Genomic DNA, 18,812 nt, shown 5'->3' with positions numbered 1-18,812 from the left:
TTCTCACCGTCGGCGCGGTGGCGAACCTAGGCGCGCCGACGGCGCGCATCAGCGGCGGTCGTCGGACCGATCGCCGAAGTCGAGTGCACGGGTGGCTTCGGGTGCCTGCTGTTCCGGTGCCTGCTGTTCCGGTGCCTGCTGCTCGGGTGCCTGCTGCTCGGGCGTGTGCTCCTCCGTGCTCGGCTGCTGCGCGGACGACTGCTCGCCGGTGGTGGGTGTCACGGACTCCGCCGATGCGGCGTGCGCGGGGGCGGTGTCCGCGGCGGTCTGGCCGACCGGCTGCCCGTAGCGCTCGGTGGGGGCGCTGTAGGGCGATCCGTAGCCCTGGGGCTGGCCGTATCCCTGCTGACCGTAGGCGCCGGGCTGCGCCTGGCCCTGCTGGCCGTACCCCTGCGGCTGCCCGTATCCCTGCTGACCGTAGGCGCCCGGCTGCCCGTAACCCTGCGGCTGCCCGTATCCCTGGGGCTGCCCGTATCCCTGGGGCTGGCCGTAACCCTGGGGCTGGCCGTAACCCTGGGGCTGGCCATAGCTCTGCGGCTGGCCGTAACCCTGCTGGCCGTAACCCTGCTGGCCGTAGGCGCCCTGCTGTCCGTATGCCTGCTGGCCGTATGCCTGCTGGCCGGGACCCTGCTGAGCGAACTGCTGCTGCTTCGGACGCGGCGCCGGAACGGTGACGACTCCCGAGTCGACGAGAAGCACACCGACGGCTGCGGCCACCTGCACGATGGACAGGATCAGCACCAGGATCGACCCGATGCCGACACCGACGCGGACGGTGTCACCGAAGGCGGTGAATGCCGCCCCGCGGTTCACCAGCTGGAAGATCAGCGTGAGGAGCGCGGTGAAGGACAACGCGGCGACCAGTCCCGGCGACGTCGTCTGCCGCGGCAGGAGGCCCGCTGCCGTGACGAGTGCGGCGAGGAGGAGCAGCGCCACCGACGTCGGGTCGCCGAGCTCTCGTTCGAAGAAGTTGGAGGACTCCCCGCCGAGCGCGAACTGCGCGGACAGACCGAGCAGGAACGCCAGGACACCAGTACCGATGACGACGTAGGACGCGATTCGGGCGACCTGCGACGTCCGCGCCGCGATCTGCTCGGTCGTGTGGCTGTCGGCCTCGGCCGCATCCGCGTCGGCCGACGAGGTGGTCGCGCCGTCAGTCGGGGCGACGGTCGCAGAGCCGCTGTCGACCTGGCCGGTCTCCGTGGACGGGTCTCCGAAGGTGGTCGCCCGCGGGTCCGTCCGGCCGTGGTCGTGGTCGGGTCCCCCTGGTGAGAAGGTCATCTCGATTCCTCTTCCTCGGTGCTGGTCGTCGGGCGGCCACCGACTGCGGCGGCCGCGCCGCTCACCAACACTACGGACCCGCGGTGAGTGACGTCTCGGTCAGGCGACGCCGACGGGTTCGCGATCGCTCGCCCGCGCGGCCTCGATCTCTCGCACCAGCGGCAGGATCTTCGCCCCGAAGTACTCGATCTCCTCCTGGAAGTGCAGGAAACCGCCGAGGATGAGGTCGACGCCGCGGTCGCGATAGTCGACGATGCGCGTCGCCACCTGCTCGGGCGTACCGATCAGCTGAGTCTTGAAGCCGTCGTTGTACTGCACGAGGTCCTCGAAGCTCGAGTCGGCCCACATGCCCTTCTTGTCCGACGTCGACCTGCCGGCCTGCTGCACGGCACCGCGGAATCCCTCGACCGCGGGCTTGTTCGCCTTCTCGATGATCTCGCGGAGGGTGTCCCTCGCCTCCTTCTCGGTGTCGCGAGCAATGATGAAGCCGTTGAGCCCGAACTTCACCTCACGCTGGTGGGCCTGCGCGACGCGGCGTACGTCGTCGATCTGCTCGGTGATGCCGTCGAAGTCCTTGCCGTTGGAGAAGTACCAGTCGGAGTACCGCCCTGCGTTCTCCCGTGCCGCCGACGAGTTACCACCCTGGAACAGCTCGGGATTGGGACGCGCGGGCGTGTTCAGCGGCTTCGGCTTGAGCGTGAAGTCGTGAATGCGGTAGAAGTCGCCGCGGAAATCGACGTCGTCCTCGGTCCAGATCTTGCGCAGCACCTGGAGGAACTCGGCGCTGCGCCGGTACCTCTCGTCGTGTTCGAGCCACGGCTCACCGAGATGGGTGAACTCGTCCTTGAACCACCCGCTCACCACATTGACGGCGAAGCGCCCGTTGGACAGATGATCGGCTGTCGCACCGAGTTTGGCGAGCACGGCCGGCTGCCAGAGTCCCGGATGCACCGCGGCGATGACCTTGAGGCGCTCGGTCGCGAGGAGCAGTCCCAGGCTGAAGCTCGTGGATTCGTGTTGGAACTCGGCGCCGTAGCTGGCTTCGTACCGCACCTGGCTCAACGCGTACTCGAAGCCGTTGTTCTCCGCCGTCTGCGCGAGCTTCTTGTTGTACTCGAACTCCCAGCTGGTGCGTTGCTCGATGTCGCTGGTGACGAGGCCACCACTGACGTTGGGCACCCAGTAGGCGAACTTCACTTCGTCGGCGATCTTCTCTGTACTCATGCAGTCCTCGGTTCGATAATAGTGCGCGACATATGATTTCAGGAGTACCAGGTGGGTTGCGGCAACTCACCGGTGAGCACGTGGCGGCCGACCTCGCGGCGCTTGTAGGCCACCGGGTCGTGCAACGTGTGCGTACGGACGTTGCGCCAGAAGCGGTCGAAGCCATGACTCGACGCCGTGGCGCGGGCGCCCAGACCCTCGAAGATGCCGGACGTGATCTCCAGGGCGACCTCCGTGGCACGTGCCTTCGCCGCAGCGACGCGCACCTCGTGTTCGCCGCGCTCGTGCTCGGTGACGGTCCAGGCATTGTCATGGATCCGCTGCTGCTCGGAGGCCACGGCATCCGCGAGAGCCTCTGCCGCCCACAGCTTCGCGGTCAGGTCCCCGTACAGGTCGATGATGTAGGGCTCGTCGAGCGCGTTGTCCACGGTGCTGTGCAGCCACGCTCGCGTCGTGGTGCGTGTGTAGTCGGCAGCCGCCTCGAGGGCGCCGCGTGCGATGCCGAGGTAGAAGTTGACGAACACCAGCTGGATGATCGGGACGTTCAGAGTGTTGTAGACCCGCGGTTCGAACGCCTTGTTCGCGAATCCGGCAGCCGAACTCCAGTCGGTGCGGACGTGATCGATGGTGACACTGCCACTCTCGGTCCGACGCTGACCGATGTTGTCCCAGTCGTCGTGGAAGGTGAGGCCCTCGGAATTCGACGGAACGATGGCGAAGACGTGGGTGTCCGTGCCGGCGAGCACACCCTCGAGCACGGTCACGTCGGAGACACGGCTGCCCGTGGAGAACGTCTTGGCGCCGTTGTAGACGATCGTGTCGCCCTCGTCGGTGATCTCGACGTCGTTGTCGCGCGGGTTGACGGCGCCGCCGAAGAACCAGGTGTTCTCGGTGGCGGCCTGCTCGACGGCGGCGATCTGCTCCTTCGTCCCGACCAGACGCGCCGCCCAGAACCACAGCAGGTGATAGCCGAGCAGCTGTCCGATCGACCCGTCTGCCGCGGCCACGGCGCGGATCACCTGGTACGCGGTCTCCCAGGTCTGCCCGCCACCACCGAACTCGGTCGGGCCGAGGATGGTGACCAGACCAGACTCCTTCAGAAGCGTCACCTCCTCGTGCGGCGCCTCGGTGCCGCGATCACGAGCGACGGCGTCGACAGCGAGAATCGCGGCCACCTCGTGGGCACGGTCGATCCATTCCGCGGACGTCGTGGGAGTGGTGGTCCAGCGCGGTTCGGTGGCGGCGCCGGCGGGGCGGGTGTCGGTGATCGTCATGCCCGGAAGTACACCGCCCCGGTCGACGCGGAACCACCGTTGCACTCTGGGTGATTCGAACGGTTCCTGTTAAACGAGACACCGCAGGTTGCGGCCGGTTTTTGCGCCTCAAGCCTTTTCTGCCATTTTTCTGTTATTCATCACAACACGGCGGTACATTTACGGTCCCAATGGTGGCGGCAGGCCCGCCCTTTCTTAGGACACCTCATGAAGAAGTCCGTCCTCGCCGGTGCAGCAGCCGCCGGTGTCACCCTCGCCGCCGTCGTCCTTCCGGGAACGGCGTCCGCCGCGGAAACGACCGTGACGTTCACGATCGCGGCCGGAAACATCTCGATCACCGCGCCGGGAGCTGCCTCACTGACCGAGAACCCGTTGCTCGACACTGCCACCGGGTCCATCACCGGAGTCAAGGTGACGGACGACAGACGCGGGTTCAGTGGTTGGACCGCCACCGCGTCGAGTACGGCGTTCACCAATGGAACGGGTGAAGGAACGACGTCCATCGGCGCCGACAAGGTGACCTACACGGCCCCTCTCGCTATACCCACAGGTGTCGCTGTCGTGACGCCGGGCCTTCCGGGAACGCTGGCCGCGGCACGCAACGCCCAGGTCGCCACGGCGGTGCTGGGATCCAACTCCGTCACCTGGTCACCGACGCTGTCCGTGGCACTGCCCCCCGATCGCACGTCGGGCACGTACTCGGGCAAAATCACGCATTCCCTTGCATGACGGCCTGATCAGGACGTCGACTCGGCCGCTCCTGGCGGTGCTGACGCTTCTGTCGTTCGCCTCCGTCCTCGCCGGGCCCCCCGCTGTCGCTCAGCCGACGCCGGACGGGTCCACGGGCATCGGGATCCGGTTGCTCGAAGCGCCCGTCGCGCTGGAGGACGATCCCCGTGCCTTGTCGTACATCGTCGACAATTTGCCGCCGGGAACTCTGATCGACCGACGGTTCGAAGTCACCAACGACACCGGCGCGGAGGCGTCCGTCCGCATGTACGTCGGCGCGGCCGACATCACGCCGGACAGCGGCTTCACCTTCGCGGACGGTGCCGCACCGAACGAGCTGACGTCCTGGATGACGGTGACGCCGTCCGAGGTGGTCGTACCGTCAGGTGGCTCCACCGAGGGACTCGTGTCCGTCTCGGTCCCGCCGGACGCGACCGAAGCCGAGCGGTACGCAGTCGTGTGGGCAGAGGTGAGCGGCGCACCCGGTTCCGGCGGGATATCGACGGTGTCACGGGTCGGCATCCGAACGTACTTGTCCGTAGGAGCCGGGAACGGCCCGCCGGAAGACTTCGCGGTGACCACCGTGACTGCCGGCCGATCCACGACAGGTGCGCCGGAAGTCACCATCGGCGTCGACAACACCGGTGGGCGGGCGCTCGACCCCTCCGCATCGGTGACACTGTCCGGCGGCCCCGGCGGTATCAGTGCTGCCCCGGCGACCGGATCCGGAGGGTCCATAGCGCCCGGCACGAGCGGGACGGTCACCGTTGCGCTCGATGCCGCGCTACCCGCGGGTCCGTGGACCGCCGACGTCACCGTGACGAGCGGCCGTGTGAGCCGCGACGGAAGCGGCCAGGTTACGTTCCCCGATTCCGGCACCGCTGACGCACAACAGCTATCGGCATCGAGCAGTGGCACACCGGCGTGGATCTGGATCGTGGTGGCGGCCGTGGTCATTGCTCTCGCTGTCGCGCTGGCTCTCGTCCTGCGAAGCAGGGCGCGGACGAGTACCTGACATGAGGTACGCACCGACACTTGTAGCCGTCGTGATCCTCGCTGTGGCAATGTCGATCGCTGCACCGACGGCCGGGGCACAGGACATCGATCCCTGCTCGGTCATCACGACGACAACCGAGGCGCCCCCGACCGATGTCGTCACGACCACACCCGCGCCGACGTGCCTCCCGGTCACCACCGACCCGTCCGTCACGACAACTGCTGCCGTTCCGATCACAACTGCTGCTGTACCGATCACGACCACTGCCGTACCGATCACGACCACTGCCGTACCGATCACGACCACTGCCGTACCGATCACGACCACTGCCGTACCGATCACGACCACTGCCGTACCGATCACGACCACTGCCGTACCGATCACGAGCACTGCCGTACCGACGACACAGGTCTCGCCGACCACCACGGACACGGTCACGACCGTCGATCTGATCCCGACGACCTTCGCCATCCCCACGACAACTGCTCCGCGGCAACGGGCAGCAGTTGCAGCGGCCGGTGTAGGAATCATTCTCGGTACCGTGACTTTGGTCGGTCCGGGGACCCCTTCGCCCGGCACCACATGGGTCGGCGCCGGGAACGCATCGATCACGAGTGGCATCGGTTCCTGGGTCGCCTCGGTGTCTCTCAGCCCGTTGACGGTCACGCAACCAGCAAGTTCCGCTGTCACCGTCAGCGGCGGCTCGTACAGCGCGGCCCAGTCGAGCTGCTTGATCGGGTTGAGCCCCATGCCGGCCACCACTGTCACGCTCGACTCGACGCCCCGAGAAGTGAAGAAATCTCCGACGGGTCTGCTCCCGACGCTGGCGTGTCTCACAAACTGGAACTACACCGTGTCCCTACCCCTGCCGTCCACGCTGCTGTCCGGCAAATACGTCGGAACGCTCACTCATTCGGTCGCTTGATACTCCCCTTCGCTCAGTCGCCGGGAGCGGTGAGGTAGTCGTTCCCCCGCGAGTCGCGGATGTGGACGATGCCATCGCGGAGCATGCGGTGGTGCCATTGCCGACGGGTCTTCAGGCCGTGGTGCCGGCGGCACAGCGGCGTGAGGTTGCCGGTCACGGTCCATCCACCTCTCGTGGGGTCGGTGTGGTCGAACGGGACGACGTGGTCGAGGTCGCAGTCCTCGCTGGGCACAGCACACCCCGGATGGATGCACGTCGGATACAGGGCTGTCACCAGGGCGGCGATCGCCTCGGACGGCCGGTACGTCAACGCACCCGTCGGGGGTACGGCGAAGCCGCCGTGCCCGTCGGGGTTGGCGACGGCACGGTCGAGTGCTGATGGTGGGAGCGCGCGAAGGTACTCGACCTGCTCCCTGACTTTCCGGGCTGTCGTGCTGCCCAGTTTCCCCCTCGTCGATGTCCAGCCTGCGGGCATGCGTCGGGTGCGTCGAACCTCGCGCTCAGCATCCTCGAGATCGGGATCGTGCTCAGGACACCGGCACCCACACCCGCCCGGCGGGCTCTCACGCGCCTCGGTGATCATCGCCTGCCACGTCGCATCCTCGGCGATCCTCCGGGCAGTGTCGGCCGGGACCGGACCCCAGCCGACGAGATGACCCGGCTCCCCCGCCAACCCCGCCGCCGTGGCCGCATCGAGCACGATCACCGCAGTGGCCTCGGTACAGGACACCGTCTCCCGCCGTTCGCAGTCCTGATCAGCACATTCACACGCGACAGCTCCGCCGGCGAGCACCGCGTGAGCCGCATCGAACAAGCGCGCCGGCAGCGGCCGCGGATCCGTCGCGCACACCCCACGCGCCGCCGACACGATCATCCGCCACATCGCGGCGACCTGCTCCGCCGAACCACGAATCGTCAGCTCCGCCTGACCCCGAGGGCGCGTGCGCACCGTCGCTGCGCGCTCCGACGCCGCTCGTTCACGGGCTTTCCGGTACCACTGCGCGTCGAACTCCGCGAGGATCCGGTCGACCGCCGCGGCGACTGCACCCGGAGTGCACCTCGCCGCGGCAGCGATCACCCGCTGCAGCAGTGCTTCGGTGGCGTTCGGGATCCCGGCCACCGATCGGCACACCGTCCGGAACGCCGCATACGCCAACCGGCCCGCGTCGAACGCTTCCGTCACCGCAGGATGCGCGGTGCGGGTCAGGAACAGCCACTCGGTGACCGTGCGCGTCGACACCGACAGCGCCGCCGCGACCTCCGCCACCGCACAGGTCTCAGCAGCCTCGGCATCGAACACCCCACCCGGCCCCAGCACCGCCGGCCGACGCGACGACTCCTGTACGTACGCACACGACGCCGACACGGTCCGGGCGAACGACGCCTGAGCGTCCACCTTCGACGACACCAATAGATCCGTCGAACCCACTGTGTCGTACACGAATTCACCCCCCGGTGATGCCCCGATCAGACCGCCCCCCGACGACCTGACCAGACAGTAACCCACCCCACCGACACGCTTTCGGGTCACGCCGTCGGATGCGCGCTCCAGCTCCTCGATCGGTTACAGCCGTCGATACATGCGCGGACAGTGAGCGCAGATCGCCCTTCGGCCACCACATTCCGTGCCCGAGCAACACGGCCGGCCGGCGGTCAACTGGATGGGGGTGAGTGTGTTTCGGCCAGGACCTTCGCGAGTTGGCTGATGCGTGTGCGGGCCGCCTCTGGGGCGAGGACCTCGATGTGGTCGCCGAATTGCAGCAGTTGACGCACCGACTCGATGTCGGGGTAGCCGACGACGACGATGCACGTTCCGTTCTCCGGATCGGATACATCGTGGATGCGTGTCCCGAGGATGCGCCGCGCCAAGTCGAGGCCGCGTTCCGGCAGGCGAAAGGTCACGCTCACATGACCTCGACCCTCGGTGCGTTCCTTCAACGCGGCCCATGTGGTGCGGAGGGTTTCTCCGGGTCGAAGAGAGACTGGCACGTCGAGTTGTTCGAAAGCCGCGAGTCGGTCCAGAGAGAACAGTCGGCCATCTGCTCGGTGGTCGGCGACGAGATACCAGCGGCCGGACTTCGCCACGATCCCGTACGGATCGACCACACACGTTGAGGCTTCACTCTCGGCGCTCCGCCGGTATCGGATTCGCAATCGGCGTCGGTCCTGCAGGGCCGATGCCAGATCGGCGACGTCGACCGCTGCTTCCGATTCGGCGAACCACGGGGTGCTGTCCACCAGCACGAGGTCCGCCAGTCGCAGTGGGCTCGTGCCCGTGGATGTCGCGGCCTGGCGGGCGGCGATCTTGCGTGCTGCCGACTCCCACATCGCCGACAAGCCCATGCGCTCACGTTGCGTGTTGTCCAGACCCGCCAGAGAAAGGGCTTCCAACTCCGGTGGTTCCAGGTGGGACGCGTTGAGCCGCGCACCGGGGAGTAGGACGATTCCACCGCTGCGGCCACGTTCGGCATACACAGGCACTCCTGCTGCCGAGAGCGCCTCGACGTCCCGCAGCACGGTCCGCCGCGATACTTCCAGACGCGCGGCCAGCTCCGTGGTGGTGATGCGTTGGCGGGTCTGCAGCAACAGCAAGAGGTGCAGCAATCGGGAGGCCTTCATGCGTCCGATCTTCACAGAAAAGGTGACAGGTTCTGTCGTGATAGGCCGGTCCACTGTGCCGGTACCGAAAATTCACCGAGTCGAGGAGCTCCTGTGCCCGCACCGAACCTGTTCCTGATCGGCGTCCGCGACGCCGAGACCGCTACCAGCTTCTACAGCGACGTGTTCGAGATCGAACCGACCTTCACCAGTCCCCACTATGTCGCTTTCCAGGTAGCCCCCGGCGTGTTGTTCGCGCTGTGGACCGGCTACAGCGAGCACGTGGCCCCGGACACTCCACGCACGACCGAGGTCGGACTGATGGTTCCGGGGCCGGCGTCTGCCGTCGACGAGGTCTTCGCGAACTGGGTCTCGAAGGGAGTCCGTGTCGTCGAGAAGCCGTACGACGCGGTCTTCGGCCGCACATTCGTGGTCAGCGACCCCGACGGCAACCTCATCAGGGTCTCGCCGATCGACTGATCTACCGAACGACCACGACCTTGCCGATGGTGCCACCGCTTTCCACCCGTCGATGCGCGTCCCGCAGGGTGTCCACGTCGAGAGGCGACAGCGTGGTGGTGCGGGTGCTCCGCAACGTCCCGTCGTCGATCAGGCGGGAAACCTCGTCGAGGATGGCGCGCTGAGATGTGCTCTCGGGCAACGACAACGGCACCGTGAACATCAGCTCCCAGTGCCAGGTCTGGCTCTTCGCCTTCAGCGGCATCAGATCGAGGCCGACCGGATCGTCGATCGCGACGACCTGCCCGTGCACCGCCATCACCGCGGCGTAGGCGTCGACGTTGCCCTCGGAGAACGGGGAGAACACGTACTCGACGCCGTCCGGCGCCAGGGCACCGACCTCGTCCACGAGAGAGTGCCGATCCACGACGTGGTGTGCGCCCATCTCCGTTGCCCAGTCACGGGATTCGCCGCGGGATGCCGCGGCCACGACGGTGAGCGAGGTCAGTGCCCGGGCGAGCTGGATGATCATCGACCCGGTACCGCCGGCGGCTCCCATCACGAGAAGTGTTCCGGTGCTGTTCTTTCCGAGCCCGAGTCGGACGAACAGCGATTCCCACGCGGTGATGGCGGTCAGCGGCACGGCCGCGGCGTCCGCGGCGGACAGCGACGACGGTGCGTGGCCGACGATCCGCTCGTCGACGAGCTGGTACTCGGCATTGCTGCCGTCCCGGGCGATCGATCCTGCATAGAACACTCGGTCACCAGGCGAGTACTCCCGGGCATCGGACCCCACCGCGACGACCTCGCCGACGGCGTCGAAGCCGAGGATCTTGGGGCCGTCCGACGAGTCGAAGGAGCTACGAACCTTCGTGTCCACCGGATTGACGGAGACCGCGTCGACACGCACGAGGATGTCGAAGCCGTTGGGAGAGGGGGTCTCTCGCTCGATCTGCACGAACGACGGGTCGGCGTCGACGGAGCCGGGTTCCGTGGAGACGATGGCGGAGTGAGTCGCGGGAATGCTCATACCTCGACGGTAGCCCCCCCCCCCCGGAACGACACGAGGGAGGCAGGCTTCCCGAGCGGGAAACCGGCCTCCCTCGTGTGAGAGAAGAGAGTGACTACTTCTTCTCGAGGATCTCGCGCGCGAGGGCCGCAGTCTCGGACGGCGTCTTGCCGACCTTCACACCGGCCGCCTCGAGGGCGTCCTTCTTGGCCTGCGCCGTTCCCAGCGAGCCGGAGACGATGGCGCCGGCGTGGCCCATGGTCTTGCCCTCGGGAGCGGTGAAGCCGGCGACGTAACCGACGACGGGCTTGGTGACGTGCGCCTTGATGTAGTCGGCCGCACGCTCTTCGGCGTCGCCACCGATCTCGCCGATCATGACGATGATCTCGGTGTCGGGGTCGTTCTCGAACGCCTCGATGGCGTCGATGTGCGTGGTGCCGATGACCGGGTCGCCGCCGATGCCGATGGCGGTGGAGAAACCGAAGTCACGGAGCTCGAACATCATCTGGTAGGTCAGGGTGCCCGACTTCGAGACGAGGCCGATGGGTCCCTTGCCGGCGATGTTGGCGGGCGTGATGCCGACCAGAGCCTCGCCGGGGGTGATGATGCCGGGGCAGTTCGGCCCGATGATGCGGGTCTTCTTGCCCTTCTCGACGTTGTAGGCCCACGCGTACGCGCTGTCCTGCACCGGGATTCCCTCGGTGATGACGACGAGCAGCGGGATCTCGGCGTCGATGGCCTCGACGATGGCGTCCTTGGAGAACGCCGGCGGGACGAACGCGATGGAGACGTCCGCGCCGGTCTTCTCCATGGCCTCGGCGACGGAGCCGAAGACGGGGAGCTCGACATCGGAACCGTCGGCTGCGGTGTGCTTCACCGTGGTTCCGGCCTTGCGAGCGTTGACGCCGCCGACGACCTGCGTGCCGGCCTTGAGCATCAGGGCGGTGTGCTTGGTGCCCTCGCCGCCGGTGATGCCCTGGACGATGACCTTGTTGTTCTTGTTCAGGAAAATAGACATAGTTTCGGTGCCCTCTACTTCGCAGCCAGCTCGGCGGCCTTGTCGGCGCCTTCGTCCATGGTCTCGGCCAGTGTCACCAACGGGTGCGCAGCATCGGCGAGAATCTTCCGGCCTTCTTCGACCTTGTTGCCGTCCAGGCGGACGACCAGCGGCTTGGAGGCGGTGTCGCCCAGCGTCTTCAGGGCGCCGACGATGCCGTTGGCGACCGCGTCGCACGCGGTGATGCCGCCGAAGACGTTGACGAACACGCTCTTGACCTGCGAGTCGCCGAGGATGACGTCGAGGCCTGCGGCCATGACCTCGGCCGAGGCGCCGCCGCCGATGTCGAGGAAGTTGGCGGGCTTGACGCCACCGTGCGCCTCGCCGGCGTACGCGACGACGTCGAGGGTCGACATGACCAGTCCGGCACCGTTTCCGATGATGCCGACCTGTCCGTCGAGCTTGACGTAGTTGAGGTCGTTCTCCTTCGCCTTCGCCTCGAGTGGGTCCGCCGCGTCGGCGTCCTCGAACTCGGCGTGGCCCTTCTGACGGAAGTCCGCGTTGGCGTCCAGGGTGACCTTGCCGTCGAGGGCGAGGATCTGGTCGTCCGGCGTGCGCACGAGGGGGTTGACCTCGACGAGCAGCGCGTCTTCCTTGATGAAGACGTCCCACAGCTTCTGGATCGTGTTGGCCGCGGCGTCGAGCACCTCGGCGGGAAGCTTGCCGGCCTCGGCGATCTCACGCGCGAAGGCGAGGTCGACACCCTTGACGGCGTCGACGGGGATGCGGGCGAGCGCGTCGGGGTTCTCCTCGGCGGTGACCTCGATCTCGACACCACCCTCGACGGAACACATCGCCAGGTACGTGCGGTTCGTGCGGTCGAGCAGGAAGGAGATGTAGTACTCCTCCGCGATGTCGCTGGCCTCGGCGACGAGGAGCTTCTTGACGACGTGGCCCTTGATGTCGAGTCCGAGGATCGCTTCCGCGTTCGCCTCGGCCTCGGCGACGTCCTTGGAGTACTTCACGCCGCCGGCCTTGCCGCGGCCGCCGACCTTCACCTGGGCCTTGACCATGACGGGCTTACCGATTTCTTCGGCAATCTGTCGTGCACCGGCAACCGTGTCGGTGACACGTCCTGCCGACGTCGGAACCTCGTGCTTGGCGAAGAGTTCCTTCGCCTGGTATTCGAAGAGATCCATCAGCTCACCATCTCGTCTGCGTTGACGCCCGCTCGAGGGGTAGGAGCGGGTCCGACTTGCGACTGTAACTTTCCACCGAGAGGCCTGATCGACAGCCCGTCGAACTTGTGGTTCAGATCACCGACCTGCGCCGACACCTACTCGCCAGTACGAAAAAATCCCGCCGTCACCAGCGCCGATGCCGCAGCGCCGACAGCCGTCACGAAGGCCCCCGACGACGCCGTCACGCCGGGGCCCGCGCAGCCGAGGATCGGGCTCAGCGCGACACCCGCCAGAGCCACCGCGGAACCGACCTGGAGCGCCGCGGCGCGCGACGCCCGAGCACGTGCCGCGACGGCGGCGCCGACCAGCACGGCGGCCACCAAGGCCAGCCGCCCCCACACGTCCCACCCCCACGGCAGCGCGCCGATCCAGCCGCCGGTCTCGCCGCCCACGTCGTACTGCGGCAGAAGCAGACCCACGGCGGCGATACCGGCCGCGACGGCCAGCGCGGCCCCGAGAGGACGCGAGGCCCCGGCCAGATCACTGGTGTCGACGCCGTCCCGCTCCGAGGCACCCGCGGAGGCGACGAGCACCAGCGTCAGCAGACCGAGCACCGTTCCGGCAACCAGCAGCCAGCCGCCCGCGCCGACGGAGACGCCCTCGATACCGACCCCCAGCACGAGCGCCTGCAACACCGCGGCCGCGAGCGCCAGATGGCCCGTGACGATCAGCGGCACCGCCGGCCGCACCGCGGCGGCGAACTCCGAGAACAGCAACAGCACGCCGCCGACGACGGTCACGACGGCGTAGGCGGCCACCGCCCGATCGCCCACCACCGTCGGGACGGCACCGGTCGAGACGTCGAGGAGCGGCAGGACGGCGCCGACACCGAGGGCGACGCCCGTCAGGACGGTCACCGCGCCCGCGACGACGTGCCGCCGCGTCGAGTCCGAGAAAGCGGCGGACCGCGCGAGCCGGGGCACAGATGTCGTGGAGGGCGCACGGTCGGAGCGCGCAGTCGCCAGCGTGACCACGCCGAGGACGGCGATCCCGCCGACACCGACGACCGTGCCCATGCCGAGATCGATGCGGTCGCCCGCCCCGAGCGCGGCAGCCAGGCGGACGCCGACGACGGTCGCCGACGCCGCGACCACACCGGTCAGTGCTCCCACCGCCGCGGACCTGCTGGTCGACGAGAACGCGTAGGCCACGCCCACCAACACGGCGACCGCGGACAGTCCACCGCCGAGAGCCGACGCGACAGGTCCTGCGACCGGTGCCGGAGCGAGAACGACGGCATCGGTGCTCACGTACGCGGGCAGGAGGAACGAGGCGGCGAGGGCGAGAGCGCCGAGGACACCCGCGGCGACCACGGCCGACGCCGACCGGCGCGCGACGGGATCCTCGTCGAGATCGTCCCACTCCACCGACCGCGCGAGCGCGAGTGTCGCGAGCACCCCGGCGACGACGACGAGCGCGTGTCCGAGCGTCACCACCACCGCACCGGGGCCCGCCTTCAGCGCGGCGGCCGAGACGGGGCGGAACAGCTCCAGCCGGTCGGCGTCGATCGCTCCGACGAACAACTGGACATCGGCCACGATCGACCCCAGCGCGACGGCGCCCAGTGTCGCGAGGACCGACAGGGTGGACGGCCGGGTCGCGCGCGTCAGGAGCACCAGCGCGATCGCCGCCCACAGCGACGTCGAGACGACGGCCGCGCCCCGCACCGGGGTGCCCACGTCGGCGCCGCCGACGACGGGCACGTACGGAGCGGCGGCCACCGCCAGCGCTCCGACGACTCCGAGCACCCGGGCACCGAGCTGAACGGGGTCGGACGTAGAACCAGAGGGACGAAGGCCAGCGGATGTCGGCTGTGTCACGATGACGAACGGTATCCGGTCCTCGTGTCCGCCGATCGTGATGCCGCCCGCTCCGATCACAGGAAGATCACCGGTGTGCGGGATCGGAGTCGGGACTCGTCCTCGAGTAAACCCAGGACACCTTGTGAGCCACCTCACATATATGACCCGAGACGCCGTTTGGCTTGCGCCCGCCGCGACCATTTCGTTACCGTCCACGAGGTTCCACATCACGGGTAGGTCACGAATCAGGAGGACGGCAGGTCTTGCAGCACCACCGAACTCCGTTCACACGCTCACGCTTCGTCTCGGACGACATCGATGACAGTCGGTTCGATTCACAGCAGTTCGAGCACGACACCACCGTGCTGACGCCGGCAGACGGTCACCTGACCGACACCGGCCCCTTCGAAGCCCTCACGACCGACGCAGCGTCGTCCCCCTGGGACCGCGCGCACGAGTCCAGTGACTACGTGGCGTCCGCACCCGCCTACACCCCGACCGCCGTCGGCGACGCGTCCACGCGCCGCCGCCGCTCGGTGCCGGCGACGTCCTTCCTCGTCTCCGCTCCGGCCGGAGCTGCGCCGTCGGTGACCTCCGCTGCCATCGCGGACGAGATCGCCGTCAAGCGCAGCGGCGCTCATCGCATCCCCGCTCCGCCGTCCGCCCTCAAGGGTCGAGTCGCCGTCGTCGCCGTCGCCGCAGGTGCCGTCGTCGCTGCAGGACAGGCCGCGATCGACAACGCGCAGCCCGCCGAGCGCACCGAGACCTCCGAGTACGCCCTCGCCGCGGGTCAGGCACCAGCAGCCGCCGCGTCCGCAGGAATCGTGGACAGCTCCACCGCCGCCGGCATCGTGGTCGGCCAGCCGGCCGCGCACGTCGACTCGGTACCCACCGCGACGTCGACCGGAGCGCCCGTCACGGCCCCTTCCACGTCCGCGGCACCACAGATCCTCAACATCGCGGCACCGGTCGATCTGGGCCAGTTCTCGGAGCTCCTGGCCAAGGGTCAGCGCTTCAGCGAGGAGCGCGAGGCTCGCGAGGCCGCCGCACGGCGTCCCTTGTTCGCACTGCCCGCGCTCGGCACCTACACCTCCGGCTTCGGCTCGCGGTGGGGCACGCTGCACGCCGGCGTGGACATCGCCAACGCCATCGGCACACCGGTGTACGCGGTGGCCGACGGCACCGTCATCGACTCGGGCCCCGCGGCCGGCTTCGGACTGTGGGTCCGGCTGCAGCACGCCGACGGCACCATCACCGTCTACGGCCACATCGATTCGTCCGAGGTCCAGGTCGGCCAGACGGTCATGGCCGGCGACGAGATCGCCAAGATGGGCAACCGCGGCCAGTCGACCGGCCCGCACCTCCACTTCGAGGTCCACCTCACGGGCGACAGCAAGATCGACCCGCTCCCCTGGTTGGCGTCCCGCGGTATCGCTCTCGGCCCCGAGCGCGACTGAGGTCCCAGACCTCCACACACGTCGAAGGTCCGGCGCCACCGTCATGCACGGTGGCGCCGGACCTTTCTTCCGTGCCCTCTTACAGCTTGGTCATCGGCACTCCGCCGATGAGCATCATCTTGACGCGACCGGACGTGCCGAAGTCGATCAGCACCATCGCACGCTGACCTGATCCCTCGGACTCGACAACGGTCCCGAGACCGTACTTGTCGTGGCTCACGCGATCACCCACGGCGAGCGTCAGGGTGTTGTTGGACCGGGCCTTGCCGAAGCTGGGTGTCGGCGTGGCCGACGGCGACGACGACCCACCGGACCATCCACCACGGGGGTTCGACGTCCAATCGCGCTGGCGCCCGGCGCCTCCACTGGAACCGAACCCGCCGCCGACTCCCGGGTCCTCCCGTTTCCAGTCGATGAGATGCTGCGGAACCTCTTGCAGGAAGCGCGATTCGGGGTTGTTGATGGGTTGCCCCCACGCCGACCGCATGATCGCGCGAGTGAGGTAGAGCCGGTGCCGCGCACGCGTGATGCCCACGTAGGCGAGTCGACGCTCCTCGGACAGCTCGGCAGGATCGCCGAGCGCTCGCATGTGCGGGAACTGGCCGTCCTCCCACCCGGTGACGAACACGACCGGAAACTCGAGTCCCTTGGCCGTGTGCAGCGTCATGAGTGTGACGACGCCGTCGCCGTTGTCCGGGATCTGGTCGGTGTCGGCCACCAGCGAGACCCGCTCGAGGAAGGCCGCGAGCGAACCCGGCTCGGCGACACCGTCGGTGTCCTCGGGTTCTGCGGACGCGACGTCGAGGTCGGCGTTGATATCGACCCCCACCTCGAGATCCTCGATGCCCTGCAGGTTGCGCGCGTCGGCGCTGAACTCGCGGGCCACGCTGACCAGTTCGTTGAGGTTGTCGAGGCGAGCGCCGTCCTGGGGATCCGAGCTGGCCTCGAGTTCGGCCCGGTACCGCGTCCGGTCGAGCACCGCCTCGACGATGTCGCCGATGTCCGCGACGTCGTTGCCGTCGGCATCGGTGGCGTTCATGGTGGCCCTCAGCTCGCCGATCATCTCCATGAACGACGCGATGGCGTTCTGCGCTCGTGTGTTGAGCAGCGCCACGGAACCGGCCGCGGCATCGAGGAGCGCGGCGTTGAAGCTGATGTTCTTCCGCTCGGCGTGCACGGCGACACAGGCCTCGGCACGATCGCCGATCCCACGGCGCGGGGTGTTGAGAATGCGCCGCATGCTCACCGTGTCGTCCGGATTGGCCAGCACGCGCAGGTAGGCGACCACGTCGCGCACCTCCTTGCGCTCGTAGAAGCGCACGCCGCCCACCACCTTGTAGGGCAGACCGAGGCGGATGAAGATCTCCTCGAGCGCGCGCGAGGAGTTGTTGGTCCGGTAGAACACCGCGACGTCGGAGTACTTGTAGTCGGTGCCGTCGACCAGCCGATCGATCTCCGACGCCACGAACTTGGCCTCGTCGTGCTCGTTGTCCGCCACGTAGCCGATGATGGGATCGCCGTCGCCGGTGTCCGTCCACAGCCGCTTGTCACGGCGATTGGTGTTGCGCGCGATGACGGCGTTGGCGGCCGCCAGGATGGTCTGGGTGGACCGGTAGTTCTGCTCGAGCAGGATGGTCCGCGCGTCCGGATAGTCGCGCTCGAACTCCTCGATGTTGCGGATGGTCGCGCCGCGGAACGCGTAGATCGACTGGTCCGCATCGCCCACCACGCACAGCTCGCTCGGGGGAACCGCCGCGACGTCGCCCGCCGACGTCGATCCGGTGCCCACCAGCTCGCGCACCAGCATGTACTGCGCATGGTTGGTGTCCTGGTACTCGTCGACGAGAACATGACGGAAGCGGCGACGGTAGTACTCGGCGACGTCCGGATGGCTCTGCAGCAGCGCCACCGTCTCACCGATGAGATCGTCGAAGTCGAACGCGTTGGCCGCCCGCAGACGCTGCTGGTAGTGGCCGTAGACCTTGGCGATGACCGCCGGCAGCTCCGCCGGCTCCTTCTCCGCGTCGGCGACGGCCTGATCCGGATCGATCAGCTCGTTCTTCAGATTGGAGATCTGCGTCGCCAGCAGACGCGACGAGAACTTCTTCGGATCGAGCTGCAGATCCTTGCCGATCATCGTGAGCAGCCGACGCGAATCGTCCGCGTCGTAGATCGAGAAGTTGGAGTTGAGGCCGGGGAGCAACGCGGCCTGGCTGCGGAGGATCCGCACACAGCTCGAGTGGAACGTGCTCACCCACATGAAGTTGGCCCGCGGCCCGACCAACTGGACGACGCGCTCCCGCATCTCCGCCGCGGCCTTGTTGGTGAACGTGATCGCGAGGACCTGGCCGGGTGTGACATCTCTCTCCGCCAGGAGATACGCGATCCGACGGGTCAGCACGGCGGTCTTGCCCGAACCGGCGCCCGCCACGATGAGCAACGGTCCCCCCGAGTGCATCACTGCCTCGCGCTGCTGGGGATTGAGGCCCTCGAGGAGCTGGTCCGAGGACCTGGTGGCACGTGCGGGTGACTGTGTGTTCATCGTCCGTCCAGATTACCGGCGACTACCGACACCGACACCATCACTCGAGCCGTGTGCGCCGAATCCCTCGGTGACACACGCACTCGGACGACGGAACCGGACGAGACCGCTCGGCTTCTTCTTTACGCAGAGTGCGGGACGGGCATACTCTTGCTCCGGCCCGGACTCGCGGTAGGCGCCTTGCAAACCGCATCCACCCCACTGACCAGGCATTTCGTGGCGTCCTCGAGAATTCTTGGAATCTACGTAACAGAACGTGAGAGCAGAGCGACACACG

General features: G+C 67.8%; 15 protein-coding genes. 5 read left to right on the top strand and 10 right to left on the bottom strand.

Features of this window, described 5'->3' with window-relative positions; genetic code table 11:
• Nucleotides 1-48: 48 nt before the first annotated feature.
• The 3 genes from HQ325_RS06415 to HQ325_RS06405 all read right to left on the bottom strand — a co-directional run bounded on the left by HQ325_RS06415 (nt 49) and on the right by HQ325_RS06405 (nt 3,779).
• Nucleotides 49-1,281: a DUF5336 domain-containing protein gene (locus tag HQ325_RS06415; protein WP_222627414.1), complete on the bottom strand. Its 1,233-nt coding sequence runs from the start codon at nt 1,279-1,281 to the stop codon at nt 49-51.
• A gap of 99 nt (nt 1,282-1,380) precedes the next feature.
• Entirely contained in the window at nt 1,381-2,505 is a 1,125-nt protein-coding gene (gene sfnG / locus HQ325_RS06410) for a dimethylsulfone monooxygenase SfnG (protein ID WP_222627412.1), read from the bottom strand.
• Nucleotides 2,506-2,543: 38 nt separating this feature from the next.
• Entirely contained in the window at nt 2,544-3,779 is a 1,236-nt protein-coding gene (locus HQ325_RS06405) for an acyl-CoA dehydrogenase family protein (RefSeq protein WP_222627410.1), read from the bottom strand.
• 207 nt (nt 3,780-3,986) lie between these two features.
• Between HQ325_RS06405 and HQ325_RS06400 the strand changes: the two genes are divergently transcribed.
• The 3 genes from HQ325_RS06400 (at nt 3,987) to HQ325_RS06390 (ending at nt 6,430) form a co-directional block, all read left to right on the top strand.
• Nucleotides 3,987-4,508 (top strand): hypothetical protein, encoded by a 522-nt coding sequence (locus HQ325_RS06400; protein WP_222627408.1) that lies wholly within the window; start codon nt 3,987-3,989, stop codon nt 4,506-4,508.
• Between the two features lie 37 nt (nt 4,509-4,545).
• The gene (locus HQ325_RS06395; RefSeq protein ID WP_222627406.1) at nt 4,546-5,523 is read left to right on the top strand and encodes a hypothetical protein; all 978 of its coding nucleotides are present in this window, start codon (nt 4,546-4,548) and stop codon (nt 5,521-5,523) included.
• Between the two features lie 730 nt (nt 5,524-6,253).
• Nucleotides 6,254-6,430 carry a hypothetical protein gene (locus HQ325_RS06390; RefSeq protein WP_222627404.1) on the top strand — a complete coding sequence of 59 codons (177 nt, stop codon included), beginning with the start codon at nt 6,254-6,256 and terminating at the stop codon, nt 6,428-6,430.
• 13 nt (nt 6,431-6,443) lie between these two features.
• On the opposite strand, the gene HQ325_RS06385 is transcribed toward HQ325_RS06390, so the two are convergent.
• Nucleotides 6,444-7,871 carry an HNH endonuclease signature motif containing protein gene (locus tag HQ325_RS06385; protein ID WP_222627402.1) on the bottom strand — a complete coding sequence of 476 codons (1,428 nt, stop codon included), beginning with the start codon at nt 7,869-7,871 and terminating at the stop codon, nt 6,444-6,446.
• Between the two features lie 212 nt (nt 7,872-8,083).
• A complete protein-coding gene (locus HQ325_RS06380; RefSeq protein WP_222627400.1) occupies nt 8,084-9,049 on the bottom strand; it encodes a YafY family protein in 966 nt (321 codons plus the stop codon).
• A gap of 93 nt (nt 9,050-9,142) precedes the next feature.
• Between HQ325_RS06380 and HQ325_RS06375 the strand changes: the two genes are divergently transcribed.
• Nucleotides 9,143-9,508 (top strand): VOC family protein, encoded by a 366-nt coding sequence (locus HQ325_RS06375; RefSeq protein WP_222627398.1) that lies wholly within the window; start codon nt 9,143-9,145, stop codon nt 9,506-9,508.
• A 1-nt stretch (nt 9,509) separates the two neighbouring features.
• Here HQ325_RS06375 and HQ325_RS06370 read toward each other — a convergent pair whose 3' ends face one another.
• The 4 genes from HQ325_RS06370 to HQ325_RS06355 form a co-directional block, all read right to left on the bottom strand.
• The gene (locus tag HQ325_RS06370) at nt 9,510-10,517 is read right to left on the bottom strand and encodes a zinc-binding alcohol dehydrogenase family protein (RefSeq protein ID WP_222627396.1); all 1,008 of its coding nucleotides are present in this window, start codon (nt 10,515-10,517) and stop codon (nt 9,510-9,512) included.
• Between the two features lie 94 nt (nt 10,518-10,611).
• Nucleotides 10,612-11,514 carry a succinate--CoA ligase subunit alpha gene (gene sucD / locus HQ325_RS06365; protein WP_204866389.1) on the bottom strand — a complete coding sequence of 301 codons (903 nt, stop codon included), beginning with the start codon at nt 11,512-11,514 and terminating at the stop codon, nt 10,612-10,614.
• Between the two features lie 14 nt (nt 11,515-11,528).
• On the bottom strand, nt 11,529-12,692 hold the full coding sequence (gene sucC / locus HQ325_RS06360; protein ID WP_222627394.1) for an ADP-forming succinate--CoA ligase subunit beta: 1,164 nt from the start codon (nt 12,690-12,692) through the stop codon (nt 11,529-11,531).
• 137 nt (nt 12,693-12,829) lie between these two features.
• Entirely contained in the window at nt 12,830-14,482 is a 1,653-nt protein-coding gene (locus HQ325_RS06355) for a hypothetical protein (protein WP_222627392.1), read from the bottom strand.
• A gap of 317 nt (nt 14,483-14,799) precedes the next feature.
• Here HQ325_RS06355 and HQ325_RS06350 point away from each other — a divergent pair, with 317 nt between their 5' ends.
• On the top strand, nt 14,800-15,993 hold the full coding sequence (locus tag HQ325_RS06350; RefSeq protein WP_261777702.1) for a M23 family metallopeptidase: 1,194 nt from the start codon (nt 14,800-14,802) through the stop codon (nt 15,991-15,993).
• Nucleotides 15,994-16,072: 79 nt separating this feature from the next.
• Here the strand turns inward: HQ325_RS06350 and pcrA are convergent, their stop codons facing one another.
• Nucleotides 16,073-18,535 (bottom strand): DNA helicase PcrA, encoded by a 2,463-nt coding sequence (gene pcrA, locus HQ325_RS06345; RefSeq protein ID WP_222627388.1) that lies wholly within the window; start codon nt 18,533-18,535, stop codon nt 16,073-16,075.
• Nucleotides 18,536-18,812: the final 277 nt, after the last annotated feature.

The sequence above is a fragment of the Rhodococcus sp. BP-349 genome, assembly GCF_019835845.1.
Classification (GTDB): Bacteria; Actinomycetota; Actinomycetes; order Mycobacteriales; family Mycobacteriaceae; genus Rhodococcoides.
This window is presented reverse-complemented; position numbering and strand designations above follow the sequence as displayed.

Coding starts and splice junctions, on each gene's coding strand:
- sucC (WP_222627394.1), bottom strand. CDS start 12,692: ATGGATCTCTTCGAATACCAGGCGAAGGAACTCTTCGCCAAGCACGAG.
- HQ325_RS06370 (WP_222627396.1), bottom strand. CDS start 10,517: ATGAGCATTCCCGCGACTCACTCCGCCATCGTCTCCACGGAACCCGGC.
- HQ325_RS06390 (WP_222627404.1), top strand. CDS start 6,254: ATGCCGGCCACCACTGTCACGCTCGACTCGACGCCCCGAGAAGTGAAG.
- sfnG (WP_222627412.1), bottom strand. CDS start 2,505: ATGAGTACAGAGAAGATCGCCGACGAAGTGAAGTTCGCCTACTGGGTG.
- pcrA (WP_222627388.1), bottom strand. CDS start 18,535: ATGAACACACAGTCACCCGCACGTGCCACCAGGTCCTCGGACCAGCTC.
- HQ325_RS06400 (WP_222627408.1), top strand. CDS start 3,987: ATGAAGAAGTCCGTCCTCGCCGGTGCAGCAGCCGCCGGTGTCACCCTC.
- HQ325_RS06405 (WP_222627410.1), bottom strand. CDS start 3,779: ATGACGATCACCGACACCCGCCCCGCCGGCGCCGCCACCGAACCGCGC.
- HQ325_RS06415 (WP_222627414.1), bottom strand. CDS start 1,281: ATGACCTTCTCACCAGGGGGACCCGACCACGACCACGGCCGGACGGAC.
- sucD (WP_204866389.1), bottom strand. CDS start 11,514: ATGTCTATTTTCCTGAACAAGAACAACAAGGTCATCGTCCAGGGCATC.
- HQ325_RS06380 (WP_222627400.1), bottom strand. CDS start 9,049: ATGAAGGCCTCCCGATTGCTGCACCTCTTGCTGTTGCTGCAGACCCGC.